General features: G+C 51.9%; 11 protein-coding genes and 1 pseudogene. 8 read left to right on the top strand and 4 right to left on the bottom strand.

Annotation, left to right across the window (positions count from 1 at the left end; all coding sequences use genetic code 11):
- The first annotated feature begins 36 nt into the window (after positions 1 to 36).
- Positions 37 to 873 (top strand): NAD(+) synthase, encoded by an 837-nt coding sequence (nadE, locus tag L1889_RS12765; protein WP_238665428.1) that lies wholly within the window; start codon positions 37 to 39, stop codon positions 871 to 873.
- A gap of 143 nt (positions 874 to 1,016) precedes the next feature.
- Positions 1,017 to 2,105, top strand: coding sequence for an AI-2E family transporter (locus tag L1889_RS12760; protein WP_238665427.1), 1,089 nt, complete (start codon positions 1,017 to 1,019; stop codon positions 2,103 to 2,105).
- A 90-nt stretch (positions 2,106 to 2,195) separates the two neighbouring features.
- On the opposite strand, the gene L1889_RS12755 is transcribed toward L1889_RS12760, so the two are convergent.
- Positions 2,196 to 3,626, bottom strand: a complete 1,431-nt coding sequence (locus tag L1889_RS12755) for an amidase family protein (RefSeq protein WP_238665426.1) — start codon at positions 3,624 to 3,626, stop codon at positions 2,196 to 2,198.
- 206 nt (positions 3,627 to 3,832) lie between these two features.
- Between L1889_RS12755 and L1889_RS12750 the strand changes: the two genes are divergently transcribed.
- A complete protein-coding gene (locus L1889_RS12750) occupies positions 3,833 to 4,369 on the top strand; it encodes a cytochrome b (RefSeq protein WP_238665425.1) in 537 nt (178 codons plus the stop codon).
- 25 nt (positions 4,370 to 4,394) lie between these two features.
- Here the strand turns inward: L1889_RS12750 and L1889_RS12745 are convergent, their stop codons facing one another.
- Complete coding sequence (locus tag L1889_RS12745; RefSeq protein WP_238665424.1) at positions 4,395 to 5,120, bottom strand: response regulator transcription factor; 726 nt, start codon at positions 5,118 to 5,120, stop codon at positions 4,395 to 4,397.
- Positions 5,121 to 5,322: 202 nt separating this feature from the next.
- Between L1889_RS12745 and L1889_RS12740 the strand changes: the two genes are divergently transcribed.
- Both L1889_RS12740 and L1889_RS12735 read left to right on the top strand, forming a co-directional pair.
- The gene (locus L1889_RS12740; RefSeq protein ID WP_308217635.1) at positions 5,323 to 7,350 is read left to right on the top strand and encodes a ligand-gated channel protein; all 2,028 of its coding nucleotides are present in this window, start codon (positions 5,323 to 5,325) and stop codon (positions 7,348 to 7,350) included.
- Between the two features lie 63 nt (positions 7,351 to 7,413).
- Positions 7,414 to 8,423 (top strand): annotated as a pseudogene (locus tag L1889_RS12735) (zinc-dependent alcohol dehydrogenase family protein).
- A 192-nt stretch (positions 8,424 to 8,615) separates the two neighbouring features.
- Here the strand turns inward: L1889_RS12735 and fdxA are convergent.
- Both fdxA and L1889_RS12725 read right to left on the bottom strand, forming a co-directional pair.
- Positions 8,616 to 8,948, bottom strand: coding sequence for a ferredoxin FdxA (gene fdxA, locus L1889_RS12730; RefSeq protein WP_238665423.1), 333 nt, complete (start codon positions 8,946 to 8,948; stop codon positions 8,616 to 8,618).
- A 77-nt stretch (positions 8,949 to 9,025) separates the two neighbouring features.
- The gene (locus L1889_RS12725) at positions 9,026 to 9,835 is read right to left on the bottom strand and encodes a DODA-type extradiol aromatic ring-opening family dioxygenase (protein WP_238665422.1); all 810 of its coding nucleotides are present in this window, start codon (positions 9,833 to 9,835) and stop codon (positions 9,026 to 9,028) included.
- Positions 9,836 to 10,028: 193 nt separating this feature from the next.
- Between L1889_RS12725 and L1889_RS12720 the strand changes: the two genes are divergently transcribed.
- From L1889_RS12720 to L1889_RS12710, 3 genes are all read left to right on the top strand, one after another.
- Entirely contained in the window at positions 10,029 to 10,919 is an 891-nt protein-coding gene (locus L1889_RS12720) for a LysR family transcriptional regulator (protein ID WP_238665421.1), read from the top strand.
- Between the two features lie 83 nt (positions 10,920 to 11,002).
- Positions 11,003 to 11,941, top strand: a complete 939-nt coding sequence (locus L1889_RS12715) for an ABC transporter substrate-binding protein (RefSeq protein WP_238665420.1) — start codon at positions 11,003 to 11,005, stop codon at positions 11,939 to 11,941.
- 346 nt (positions 11,942 to 12,287) lie between these two features.
- On the top strand, positions 12,288 to 13,466 hold the full coding sequence (locus tag L1889_RS12710) for an efflux RND transporter periplasmic adaptor subunit (protein ID WP_238665419.1): 1,179 nt from the start codon (positions 12,288 to 12,290) through the stop codon (positions 13,464 to 13,466).
- The last annotated feature ends 28 nt before the right edge of the window (positions 13,467 to 13,494 follow it).

Raw genomic sequence — 13,494 nt, 5'->3', positions numbered from 1 at the left:
ATGGCATAAACCGAAGTTCTTTATACGAGAAAACTCATGCTCAGCGCAGATCAGCAACGTCAACAGCAACATATTATTAGCGAATTCAACGTCAAGCCGACGATTGATCCTCTGCATGAGGTGGCCAAACGAGTCGACTATCTGGCCTCCTACCTGCGCAATAGTGGTGGGCGGGCTATGGTGCTGGGCATAAGTGGTGGGGTTGATTCATTGGTGGCTGGGTCGTTGGCCCAACGTGCTGCAGAACAGTTACGCTCGCAGGGATACGAGGCGAGTTTCATTGCGATGCGCCTGCCTTATGGTGAACAAGCCGATGCGGCTGAAGCAGACGCCAGCGTGAAATTCATTGCACCCGATCAACAGCTAGTTGTCGATATCAAAGCGCCAACTGATTCTATGCTTAAACAATTGCTTGATGCAGGGCAGCGTTTCGAAAATGAAGCGCAGCAAGACTTTGTCGTGGGCAATATCAAGGCGCGTCAACGGATGGTGGCTCAATATGCCAGTGCCGCCGCTGCGAGCGGCCTGGTCCTGGGCAGTGATCACGCCGCAGAAGCCCTGATGGGTTTTTTTACTAAATTTGGAGACGGTGCCGCCGACGTCATGCCGTTGGCGGGCCTGAACAAGCGCCAGGTTCGTGCGTTGGGGCTGGCAATGGGGGCGCCGGGTTACCTGGTCAACAAGGTGCCTACGGCAGACCTTGAAAGCCTGACGCCTATGCGTCCTGATGAGGTCGCCTTTGGTGTCAGCTACGATCAAATTGACGATTTTCTGGAAGGCAAAGCAGTTGATGCCGTGGCTTTCGATATTATTGTGCGTCACTATCGCAGCTCTGGCCACAAAAGGGCTCTTCCTGCACAACCAGGAAATTGAGCATCGTGCTGCAACGCGTCTCGATACAGCTTAATTATTGCGATTTTTTTGTCGATTAAGAGTCGTTACAAAGTGGCTTCATGTTATTGTCGACACTAAACCTTTTAAGTGATCTGTAAGATTCACGACAAAAAAAATATTTTATGCACCCAGTAATCCCTGCTTTTCTTATCGCGCGCTGGCTGCTCCTGCTGGTGGTGTTGGCGGGGCTGTACTTCTTGAAAGATTTCCTGGTTCCTGTCTTAGGCGCCTTGATTATCGGTTTAGCAAGTTGGCCTCTGTATAAAAGGTTATTAGTCAGGTGCAGGCACCGACATACCTTAGCTGCCACGCTAGCGCTGCTAGTTGTAATTCTGGTGCTGATTGTGCCGTTATCAATGGCACTTTCGTTTGCCATCCAAGAAGCCAGCAGCTTTATAGGCTGGGCTTTAGCCGCCAATCGTCATGGCATGCCCGTCCCAGACTGGATCAGTGCACTGCCTCTGGCAGGGCAACGGCTGTCCGAATATTGGGAAGACTATCTGGCAGAGCCGCATGCATTGGGCACAATGGTAGAAATGGTCAGTGGTGAGCACCTTGGAAATATTTACCGGATGGTGCTGTCTGCCACCGGTAACGTGTTTCACCTGTTGTTATCCCTGTTGTTTCTGCTGATCACGCTGTTCTTTGTCTATAAAGACGGTGATCGCATACTTGCGCAACTGGACATCGTGGGCGAACGCATTTTGCCCGGTCGCTGGCAGCGGTTTTCGCGCGTGGTTCCGGCTACGGTCAACTCGACTGTTACGGGTATGAGCCTGATCGCATTGGGCGAGGGTGTAGTGCTGGGTATAGCATATTGGGTGGTCGGAGTCCCTTCACCTGTATTGCTGGGGGTAATTACCGGTTTTATGGCGCTGATACCCGGCGGTGCTCCATTGGCCTTTACCCTTGTCTCGTTATATTTAATCGGTTCAGGCAAGATGGTGGCGGGCGTAGGTTTGTTCTTATGGGGAGCTATCGAGTTGTTTATTGTCGATAAAACGCTCCGTCCCCGTTTGGTCGGGGGCCGGTCAAGCTGCCTTTTTTACCCACATTTTTCGGCTTGGTGGGGGGTCAAAACCATGGGTTTTGTCGGCCTGTTTATTGGGCCTGTGTTAATGGCACTGCTAGTGGCGATTTGGCGTGAATGGATCCACGAGACTCCACTGTCTAAAAGTCTGGCCCCTGCGTCGCGAAAAAATCGCCTGTAGTCTTAACAGATCAAAGCCTCGACACTACTCCACCAGAAGTCAAACCGTAACTGCCATCAGGTTAATGCCGTATCGTAAGATCCTACGGCGTTAATCGAAGCCTTTAGCAAACCCCAGAGCCTGCTCTACCTTCGAAGCAATAATAAACAGCAGGTCATCTTTGCCAGGCAAGACATCAATTTCCATGCCTATGGCCAAGTTATGGCTACCGATTCCCACGGGCAGGCTGATACCGGGCAAACCTACACAACTGCCGGGATTGACGTTGGACGCAAGCATTTCGAAACTTGCCGCATTGCTGCTTGCCTGGGTGGCTTCAGGTGCTAATACCCCTACAGTAGGAAAGATAAAGCCATGCAGCTCGTGCTGGGCGCTGACGGTTTGATAATCGTGCAGCATCGCCGGGCACCAGTGGGTTACTGCCTGCTGATAAATGGGATACAAGGCTTCGAGCTCTCCGGCGAGATTGGGAATAAGCTGTGGAGCAATAAAGGCATCCAGTAATTTTTTGATGTCGGGACTGGCAATGCTTTTTTGTATATCTGAATAAGAAACACCAATGTCGTAGGCAAGCAGATACTGCGTAAGAGCCGTCAGATGTTCGTGCATGACTATAGGGCCGCCGCATTTTGGAGCCAGTTTAGCGACGTTCTTAAGTGAGACATCAACCAATTGGATGCCGGATTTTTCTATGCGTATAAGGGCAGCCTGACAAGCCGCCATGACTTCAGATGAGCTGGATTCCCAGAATTCGTTTACTACGCCGAGGCGTATCGGACCCTTAAAGCTGGCGGGCGGGGTTGCATTAGGCCTGAGCAGACTATCAATTTTAACGACATCGACCACATTGGATGCAAGGGGCCCTATGGTGTCCCGCGATGGAGAAGTCGGGGTTATTCCCTCGGTTGCATAGCGTCCTAGCGACGGCCTGTACCCTACACACCCGTTAAGTGCCGCCGGCAGGCGGATTGACCCGGCCGTATCCGTGCCCAAGGCCAGCGGAACCATCATGCTTGCCACAGCGACCGCGCTGCCCGAGGAAGAGCCTCCTGCAATATGAGCGGTGTTTCTCGCATTGCGTGTGCCGGTGAACTCGTTTGAATTGAACGCACTGTTATAGCCCGAGACCCCCAGAGCCAGTTCATGCAGATGAGTTTTGCCTACAATAACGGCGCCTGCTGCCCGCAGCGCCGCTACTGCAGGTGCATCGTGCTGGGGAACAAAGGCATTTAAGGCCGGGGTACCTGCTGTATTGGGCAATCCAGCAACGTGGATATTGTCTTTTATGGCGATGGGAATACCACCTAATGGCAACGTACGCTTATGCTCAGGGCTGCTGGAGTCGTAGTCGCGTGCTTGCTTTAGCGCGCCATCGTCGTCAACGTTGATGAAAACGTTAAGCGAAGCATGCTGGCGAATTCGATCAAGGCTTAACTTGCAAAGTTCGACTGCCGAAATATCGCCCACTAGCAGAGCGGTGGAAGCATTGCGCAAATTGAGCAAATAGTCGTAGCGATCCATAGTACAGGTCCGAATCAAAAATTGATAACGTCTGAATATGTATGTATAGCATTACCCCTCTGTAAAATACTAAGAAAGTTGATGTGTATCGGGCGCGCAACGCAACCAATTCGGTTTTTGAGGGTCTGTTTGGTTACTGAGTTCATTGCGTGGACAAATTGCTGTTGCACGCAGGTATTTATAATTGTTGTTTTATGGAAGTAAGAATGTCCTCTTCTACATTAACCCCATCTGTTAATTTGCGCCCCTATGATAGTGTGACCCGGTTTTTCCATTGGGCGATGGCAGTGGGCTTTGCATGGATGCTGTTTACAGCTCTTGTACGTTTTTTTGCGGATGAAACCCCATTATCTGACGCCGTATGGCCTTGGCACCGTCCTGTAGGCTTCACCTTGTTTTTGCTCTGGTGGCTACGCGCGGCGTGGGCTTTTATGCATCGAGCCCAGTATCAGGCACTTAGCATGGCAGCTAAGTGGGGACATCGCTTCATCTATGCATTGATGCTTGCTGTGCCAAGCATAGCCTTACTGCGTCAATATGGCTCCGGACGCGCTTTTAATTACTTCGGTATTCCTGTTATGCAGGCTAGTGACAATACCATTAAGTGGATGACCGATCTCGGTGGGCTTTTACATGGCGAACTAGGCTGGCTGCTGTTTGCGACTGTTTTGGGGCATGTATCTATGGTGTTCTGGCATCGTCGTGACTCGCAGACCAATGTCTTGCCGAAAATGCTTGGTTAACGCCCTTTGCCAGCCACCCGACAAATCAGGGGTTGGCAGAGACGCTTGTCAGAACGTAGCCTTGCCCCCGCAGGCTGCGTATTTTTAATTGGGTCTCAGCGGCATGCAAGCGTAATTTCTTACGCAAACTGCTGATATGCGTATCCAGGCTGCGATCATAAGGCCCGGGCGTTTGGCCTAAAGCGAAAGCGCCAATAAAAGAGCGCTCTACCAGGCGGCCTGCGCAACGCATAAGACTTTCCAAAATGCGTTGTTCGGCCCCTGTCAATACAATTTCTTCGTTCGCTAACGTGGCTCTTCCTGTGGAAGGATCAAGAGAAAGAGTGCCTACTTTCAATGCAGAGGGAGCCGTTGCCCGCGCAGATGAAAGGCTGCGACGCAGTATGGCGTCGATGCGGGCTTGCAGTTCGCGAAAGCTAAAGAACCGGCCAAGGTAATCGTCTGCCCCCAGCTCTAGCCCCAGAACACGGTCTGGTTCTGAGTCTCCGTCAGAAAACATAATGACCGGTTGCGTTGAATAAGAACGGTAATGCTTAAGCACTTCAATACCATCTATATCCGGTAACTCAGCATGCAGTAGCACCATATCGAATTGTTGTTCATGCAATAGCTGAATTGCCTGGGCACCGGTGCTGACGCATTTGCTGATGTAAGAAGCGCGGCACAGATATTTGCTTATGGCGGCTGATGCGGGCTGGTTCGCATCAACGATCATGACACTGCGGGAAGTACGTAAAGAAGGGGTGGACATAGCTTAAGAGTATGACTATTTATCAAATGCATCCTTTCTGCAACAGGAGATGCAGGCGTTATCTTAAGAAGTCTTAAGAAGGCCAAAGTTATGGGAAGGGAGCTTGTTCATGAATGTTCATATATCTATCTTATTAATAATAGTTCTCATTCAGCAGTATGGGCAAGCCCTAATCTTAAGTAGTGATCCAAAGGAGTAGTTTGTGTTTACGAGCAATAGAGCGTCGATTGAAGAAGGCGTAGCCGCAGGGCGTTATACGGTAGCGGCATTGTGCTTGGCAGGGTTGTGTGGCCTGCCTGCGGTTGCTGGCGCACAGGCTGCCCCGGCAACTCCGGTGACCACGATGGGAGCAGTGGTGGTTACCGCATCGGGGTTTGAGCAGGAAATCAGGGATGCTCCTGCCTCAATCAGCGTCATAACGCGTGAAGATCTGGACTCAAAGTTTTACCGTGATGTGAGTGATGCTTTACTTGAGGTGCCGGGAGTCATTATTACCGGTGGTGGTGATCGTCAAGACATTAGTTTGCGGGGTATGGGAAGCAAGTACACCCTGATACTGATAGATGGAAAGCGTCAGAATTCCAGGGAAACCCGAACGAACTCGGATTCTGCCGGGGTGGAGGGAGGGTGGACACCGCCAATTTCCGCCATTGAGCGCATTGAAGTGGTGCGTGGCCCGATGTCATCCTTGTACGGCTCAGATGCGATGGGTGGAGTGATCAATATTATTACTCGCAAGGTTCCAACCGACTGGGGCGGAGAGCTGCGAGCTGATACGACCATACAAGAGAGCGGTAAGTCTGGAAATATCCATCAGGGAAACTTTTATCTATCGGGACCACTCAAGTCAGACCTGTTGGGGGTCCAGTTGTACGGACAGTACACGCAGCGCGACGAAGACCACATTCACAGCGGTTTTCGCAAACGTGATGCAACGAATCTGACGGCAAAATTTGCCTTAACCCCCAATCGTGATCACGATATTGTTCTGGAGGCCACGACTTCACGTCAAAAATATGCTTCTACATTAGGGAAAACAGTGGCGCCTTTGGATCCCGGCGAGCAGTGCGGCCGTTCAGGTTGTCCGGCGTCTTCTGAGACAGATTATCGCAGCAATAAGTTTGCTTTATCCCATACCGGACGGTGGGGGCTGGGTGTGTCTGACAGTTATGCCCAGCACGAGGAGTTCGATAACCGTTCTCGCCAAATGAAAATCAAGAACACTGACTTGCAGACGACCTGGTCGGTACCGCTGGGGGACCACATGGTTACTGCCGGGGCAAGCTATCTAAAACAAGACTTGATAGACCAAACGGGTAACCAAATCGAAAATGGGCCGAGTCAGGTGGATCGCTACCAGTGGGCGCTGTTTGCGGAGAATGAATGGGCCATAACAGACAACTTCGCACTGACTGGAGGGTTGCGTATGGATCACGACCAGAACTTCGGAGAACACTTTAGCCCGCGCCTGTACGCCGTCTGGCACATGGCAGAGCGTTGGTCTTTAAAAGGTGGGGTATCTACAGGTTTCAGGGCGCCTGATTTGCGTCAGACAGTAGCCGGATGGGGCCAGGTTAGCCGTGGCGGTAATATGTACGGTAATCCTGATCTGGTTCCTGAAAAATCTGTCTCGCAAGAGATAGGCCTTATTTATGACGATGGCGCTGGTTTTAACGCAGGGCTGACTTTATTCAATAACGACTTCAAAGACAAGATTACTCGTGTTGATTGCCCCCTGACGCAATGTACCGATGGGCCAAATCAGTTTGGCTCGAACCCCACAACGTACAGCAACGTGGATAAAGCAGTGTCTCGAGGCATAGAAGCCAGCGTTCGCTGGCCTATTGCGCATGATTGGTCTATGTCAGGTAGCTATACCTTCACGAAGTCAGAGCAGAAGTCAGGTGAATTCAAAGGACAGCCTTTGAATCAGTTGCCTAAGCACTTGGTGACTGCAACGATCAATTGGCAGCCTTCGGACGCACTGGAGGGCTGGGCACGACTTAATTACCGAGGTAAAGAAAGCCAGCCCATTACTTCAGCATCGTCCAGTTCACTGGTGGCTCCTTCTTATACCTTTGTGGATTTAGGAGCATCGTATGCGCTAAATAAAAGCACCACCCTATATGCAGGTGTTTACAACGCATTTGATAAAGAAGTCACTTACGAAGAATATGGTAATGTTGAAGATGGACGCCGCTATTGGCTGGGTATGAGTCTGAAGTTCTAAAGGCATGGGCTCCAGCAGAACGCCAGTGCGATCAGCAGGCCTAAGACTGCATTTGGAGTACACATGAGCATTAAAACTATTTACGTTCAGGCCGGTGGTGGCTTTGACAACGTGGTTGCAGGCATAAGCGAGCCTAGAGCCCCCGAAGCTGGCGAGATTACCGTACGTATTCGAGCCAGTTCGTTGAATTATCATGATCTGGGGGTCGTCAGCGGAGCCACGCCACCCACCGAGCAGCGTATCCCTATGTCAGACGGGGCCGGTGAGGTTATAGCAGTAGGGGCAGGGGTGAGCGAATTCGCTGTTGGCGATCACGTGGTCAGCACCTTTTTCCTGACTGGCTTGATGGTGAACCGCAGCTTGCAGGCTTTGGCCGTACACCTGGCGATGGCATCGACGGTTTTGCACGAGAACAGGTAACGCTGCCAGCCACTGCATTCACCCGGGCTCCGCAAGGATATAGCCACGCTGAAGCGGCGACGCTTACCACTGCGGGACTAACCGCCTGGCGTGCCTTATTTGAAAATGGTCAGCTTAAGCCGGGTGAAACTGTTCTGGTACAAGGCACAGGTGGAGTTTCTATCTTTGCCTTGCAATTGGCAAAACTGGCAGGGGCACACGTGATCGCAACATCTTCCAGCGACGAGAAACTAAACAGGCTTAAGGCCATGGGTGCCGACGAGGTCATTAATTATCGTGAGGATCCAGACTGGGGGAAAACGGTTCGCAGCTTGACGGCTAACCGGGGCGTCGATCATGTGATTGAAGTTGGTGGGCCAGCGACGCTGGCTCAATCTATTGTGGCTAGCCGCGTAGGCGGCCATATTGCAGTAATTGGGGTGCTTAGTGGGGTCACCAGTCAGTTGCCCTTAGGGCTGGCTCTTGCGCGGCAGGTGCACCTGCAGGCCTTTATCGTTGGCAGCCGTCGGCAGCAGCAAGACTTTGTACGTGCTATTGAGGTCATCGGCTTGCGACCGGTAATTGATAGCCATTTTCCACTTGAAGATATTGTCTCTGCCTTTCAGCATCAGGCGAGTGGAAAGCATTTCGGGAAAATCGTGCTCGACATCTAGGGAGCAGGAGGAACGACGACCGATCCGCATAAAAGCAGAGCAGTCGTCGGCGCGTTATTACGATAGGCACGTGCGTGCTTTCCTTTAATCGTGAGTTACGGCCACACTTCGGCTAACGCCAAAGACTGCCCTCTACGCGCAATGCTGCACCTGTGGTAGCAGAGGACAGCGGCGCCGCCGCGGCCCTCGTGCTTAGCCTTGTTCCAGCAGGTGTAACTTGTCTTTTACCCTGGCCCAGGTTTCGTGTTCGGGCAAAGGGTCTCGGGTCTTTGTGATCCGTTTCCATCGAGGGTCGTTCGAGAGATCGCGATTGATCTGCACGAAATGTGCCTGACTGGGATCAATGTCTCTTTCTTCTACGATGGCATTGACCGGACATTCTCCGACACAAATTGAGCAGTCAATGCATTCGTCTGGATTGATCACGAGAAAGTTGGGGCCTTCGTAAAAACAATCCATGGGGCATACGCTCACACAGTCCGTATATTTGCAGGCGATACAACTTTCAGTAACAACAAATGGCATTGTCTTCGTGTTCCCTTTCTTTGGGTTGCTTAAGCAGTCTTAAATTGTTGGCGTTTATTCAGGCGACGAAAAGAGCGTTACTGATTGCCACCGAACTCATATGAGGCCATTGGCACTTCCATGACGTGGTCGATGAAGACCGTTTTTCCTACGTCAGCACCCGCTGCTCCGGCAATCACCATAAGGGGCAGCAGATGGTCTTCTCTTGGATGCGCGAGCCGGGCCCCGGGGGCGGTGTCCCAGCGAACCAGCATTTGATTGCGCGTGTTTGCTTCAGCTTGTCCGATGGCCGTATTCAAATAGGCTTCGAATGCTTCGGCGATTGGGGTGGACTCGGTGCGCCTGAACCCCTGCATATTGTGGTAGGTGAGCCCACTGCCAATAATCAGTACGCCTTCGTTCCGTAGCGGAGCCAGCGCCTGCCCGACCTGAATGTGTTCCTCTGCATCGTAGCTCGACTTAAGGGACAGCATTACAACGGGGACCTCTGCGTCTGGATACATCAGGCTCAGTGGTACAAAAGTACCATGGTCGAAACCACGGGATGAATCTTCGCGCGGGCTAAAGCCGCTATCAGCAAGCAGCGTTTTTATGCGTGTGGCCAAAGCAGGAGAGCCCGGCGCAGGATACTTGATATGGTAGGTATGCTCAGGGAATCCGTAGTAATCGTATTCCATGGGCGGATGCTGAGCGGTGGAGACGGTAAAGTCCTGGGCTTCCCAGTGACCTGAAATGACCAGTATCGCTTTGGGTTTGCCTGGGAGGCGCCCTGGCAGAGCGCTGAATTCGTGGGCGGTCTTGGCATACATTTGCCTCATGCTGTCCACATAAGGCCACGGCCCGCCGCCGTGAGACACAAAATATACGGGATATCTCGTCGTTTTCATATCTGATCTCTCTTTTAATTAGGCCGCGCCGCCGGAACAGCTTACTCCTGGCCGGAACCAGGTGCGATGTGGACAGCATCCGCCTGTATGTGGCAGTAACTTATGTTATCCAGTGCCATAGGTAAACTTTAACGTTGTTTATCAATCTTAAATAGATGACAATTCAGACATCTTTGTTCCGGGAAAAGCAACAATGAGCAAGCTTAAATCAATGGAAATGTTTGTTCGCGTAGCCGAGCAGGGCAGTTTTTCCGCTGCTGCACGTGAGAAGGGGATCGCCCGCTCGATTGTTACTCGACATATTGCACAGCTAGAGGAAGCCCTTGGAATCAAACTGATGACTCGCAGCACTCGGCGGTTAACGCTAACGTCGGCGGGCAGCGCTTATCTTGAAAAATGCAAAGAGATCATTGATTTGGTAGAGTCTGCTGAAACTGAGCTTGCAGAAGAGCACCAGACATTGCGAGGTGCTGTACGAATGAGTCTGCCGTTAAGCTATGGCGTGAGATGTTTGGCGCCATTCCTGCTGGAGTTCGCGGAACAGCACCCTGAGGTTCGCCTGAGGATGAATTATAACGATCAGCGTGTTGATTTAATTGAAGAGGGGATGGACCTTGCGGTTCGCATTACCCAGCGCTTTGCCGACAGCGATATTGTCCGCAGGATAGGTGCGGTGCAGATAGTGGTCACGGCTTCGCCAGAGTACCTGGCGCGGCATGGAGAGCCTCGTCACCCTGTGGATTTGCTTAATCATGACTGTCTCAGTTATACCGCTAGCGGTAACTATGATGTCTGGCAGTTTCTTGTGGATGGCAAGCCTGCTGAGTTTCCGGTACGGGCACATTTGCATTCGAATAATGGGGTGGTGTTGAATCAGGCGGCAGTCAGGGGAATGGGGATTAGCTATCAGCCTGATTTTATTGTGGCTGAAAGCCTGGCCGCCGGGCAGATTAAGGCAATCCTTACCGAGTTTCCTCCGCCGGAACTCGGTGTATATGTCGTGTTGCCCAGTAACCGGCAAATACCCTTTCGCGTACGGGTTCTTATCGATTTCCTTGCGGACAAACTTAAAAGTAATCAATAGCGAACGTGCTAACTCAGATGAGCTAAAGGATTCCAAAGTCACTATAATACGAATCCTTATCATTACTATTAGTGGGGAAGCAAGTGAAATTTCCGATCCGTCTTGCCAGTATGTGCGCCGTCCTCTCTGTCACGTTGCCGGCCATGGCTTTCGACCTCGTGCATAGTGAAGGCGCTATTAGTCTTCCTTCGGTTGCGAGCAATATTGTTACGTTTGACCTTGCTGTGCTCGACAGCTTGAATACACTCGATATTGCAGTTGCCGGTGTGCCGAAGTCGAGTTATCAGGGAAGCTTGGCCAAGTTCAGCGACAGCCCTGTGGTGGGCACTCTGTTCGAACCCGACTATCCGGCTTTAGTAAAGTTGAAACCAGACCTGATCTTTGCCGGCGGACGTTCACAAAAAGAGATTCCAAAGCTAAAGGAAATTGCGCCCACAGCGATGTTGAAGAGTGACCCTTCGGCATTCCTCGACAGTTTCCGGCAAGGTAATCTGGCTTTGGCCGACGCTTTTCAGAAAAAAGATCAGGCTCAAGAGGCGATCAATGTTATCGATGAAAATGTAAAAGCATTGCACGCTGCTAATCAGGGAAAAACCGCAGCCTTTCTTTTTGTTGTACGCGATAACGTCATTGCGCATGTGCCCGGAGACCGCTTCGGGTATGCCTATGAACTGGCAGGTCTGACGTCGGTTCTGCCAGCAAAAGACCCTAAGGCGCCGGCTGCAGCTCGCCCTGAGCCAGGTTCCCCAGAGGCTAAAGCTGCAGAAGCCGCGCGTGCGGAAGCGATGGCAGCTATTGCCAAGGCAGAGCCGGACTGGTTGATCGTATTAGATCGTGGTGCCATCAATGGAGCAGAGAAAACTGCTGCAAGTACTTTGGAAAAGCATCCGCTGCTAAGTCAGACGCAGGCTTTCAAAGAAGGCCGCGTTGTGTACGTGGACCCTAATGGCTGGTACATCATAGGTGGCGGCTTGAATAACCTGAAAGAAATCACCGATGATTTGTTGACCGCAATGAAGTAGTTTTGTTGAAGTTAGCTGGTGCTAATGTGTGATTCCATAGATGCGGAAGAAGACACCCACAATATAGGCGGCTTTTTCTTTGAGTCATCGACGCTGCTTCAAACCCTACCTCGCAAAATAGATCCAATGCAACGCCTAGTATGGCCTCGCGGCGGGTCTCACTTTTAACATTCATTGCTGGATCCAGATTTTTAGTACCGACCCGTACAGTTTTGCTTGACGACTTAACTTTGCCAAGCATAAACTGACCGTACTGTACGGATCATGGCCGCATTCTCTTATTTGAGAGCGGATGGCGCATGGCACCGTGTTTTGTCCATCTTGCAACCCCAAAAATCGAGTCCCAATGAAGCACTACTTCGCCCATCCGCTACTGAAAGCCTTAGTTATAGCCGGTAGCCTGATTGTCGTTGCTGGCTGCGGCCAGCAATCGGAAGAGCCGCCTGCTCCCGAGATCCCTGAGGTCACCGTGCAAACGATTACGTCTCAATCGGTAGCCCTGACGACAGAGCTGGCAGGACGGACGAGTCCCTATCTGATTTCTGAAGTCCGCCCACAGGTCGGCGGTATTGTTAAGGCACGGCTTTTCACCGAAGGCAGTGATGTCGAGGCTGGTCAGACGTTATACGAAATAGATCCGGCTACCTATCGCGCCAACCACAACAGTGCAAAAGCGGCGCTGGCTAAAGCCCAGGCCACCTTAAAGGTTGTCAGCCTCAGAGCGGGCCGTTACAGCGAGCTGGTTAAGATTGATGCAGTCAGCAAGCAGGATAATGATCAGGCCGTTGCCGAGATGCGGCAGGCTGAGGCCGATGTGGCGTCGGCACGGGCTGCACTGGATACTGCCGCCATCAATCTGGGCTATACCGATATCAAGGCGCCCATTTCAGGACGCATCGGACAGTCATCTATCACTCCCGGCGCTTTGTTGTCAGCCAATCAGGCTGAGCCGCTTGCCAAAATTCAACAGCTCGATCCTATTTATATTGACGTAACCCAGTCCAGCATCGAACTGCTGCGTCTGCGCAAAGCGCTGGCCTCGGGTTCACTCACGACCACCGAACAGGCGCGTGCCAACGTCAAGCTGATGCTTGAGGACGGAACGGTCTACAGCCATAGCGGCGAGCTGCAGTTCTCAGATGTGTCCGTTGATCCAGGCACCGGCATGGTGACCTTGCGCGCCGTATTTCCTAATCCCGAGCTGCAGCTCCTGCCGGGTATGTATGTGCGTGCTCTTCTTGAAGAAGGCGTACGCGAACAAGCCATATTGGTGCCTCAGCAAGGTGTGTCGCGAGACTCCACAGGCAATGCAACAGCGTTGCTGGTCAATAGCGACGGAAAAGTGGAAAACCGCACCTTGACTACAGTACGAACGATTGGCGATCAGTGGCTGGTCGAGGCAGGCATTGAGCCCGGGGAACGGGTGATTGTCGAGGGAGTACAGAGAGTACGTCCTGGTGTTGCCGTCAATGCTGTCGAAGCGCTTGCTCCAACCGACGCGCAAGCCGTGTCGTCTGCCGATTAATCGGCTTGCACACCCTCAGGAGCAACTA

Origin of the sequence: Paenalcaligenes niemegkensis, assembly GCF_022230885.1 — a bacterium.
In the GTDB taxonomy this organism is placed as follows: domain Bacteria; phylum Pseudomonadota; class Gammaproteobacteria; order Burkholderiales; family Burkholderiaceae_B; genus Paenalcaligenes; species Paenalcaligenes niemegkensis.
Note: the sequence above shows the minus strand (reverse complement) of the source record. Positions and strands in the feature narration are given on the sequence as shown.

Excerpts from the sequence above, each read along its gene's own strand:
- nadE (WP_238665428.1), top strand. The coding sequence starts at position 37 with ATGCTCAGCGCAGATCAGCAACGTCAACAGCAACATATTATTAGCGAA.
- L1889_RS12760 (WP_238665427.1), top strand. The coding sequence starts at position 1,017 with ATGCACCCAGTAATCCCTGCTTTTCTTATCGCGCGCTGGCTGCTCCTG.
- L1889_RS12755 (WP_238665426.1), bottom strand. The coding sequence starts at position 3,626 with ATGGATCGCTACGACTATTTGCTCAATTTGCGCAATGCTTCCACCGCT.
- L1889_RS12750 (WP_238665425.1), top strand. The coding sequence starts at position 3,833 with ATGTCCTCTTCTACATTAACCCCATCTGTTAATTTGCGCCCCTATGAT.
- L1889_RS12745 (WP_238665424.1), bottom strand. The coding sequence starts at position 5,120 with ATGTCCACCCCTTCTTTACGTACTTCCCGCAGTGTCATGATCGTTGAT.
- fdxA (WP_238665423.1), bottom strand. The coding sequence starts at position 8,948 with ATGCCATTTGTTGTTACTGAAAGTTGTATCGCCTGCAAATATACGGAC.
- L1889_RS12725 (WP_238665422.1), bottom strand. The coding sequence starts at position 9,835 with ATGAAAACGACGAGATATCCCGTATATTTTGTGTCTCACGGCGGCGGG.
- L1889_RS12720 (WP_238665421.1), top strand. The coding sequence starts at position 10,029 with ATGAGCAAGCTTAAATCAATGGAAATGTTTGTTCGCGTAGCCGAGCAG.
- L1889_RS12710 (WP_238665419.1), top strand. The coding sequence starts at position 12,288 with ATGAAGCACTACTTCGCCCATCCGCTACTGAAAGCCTTAGTTATAGCC.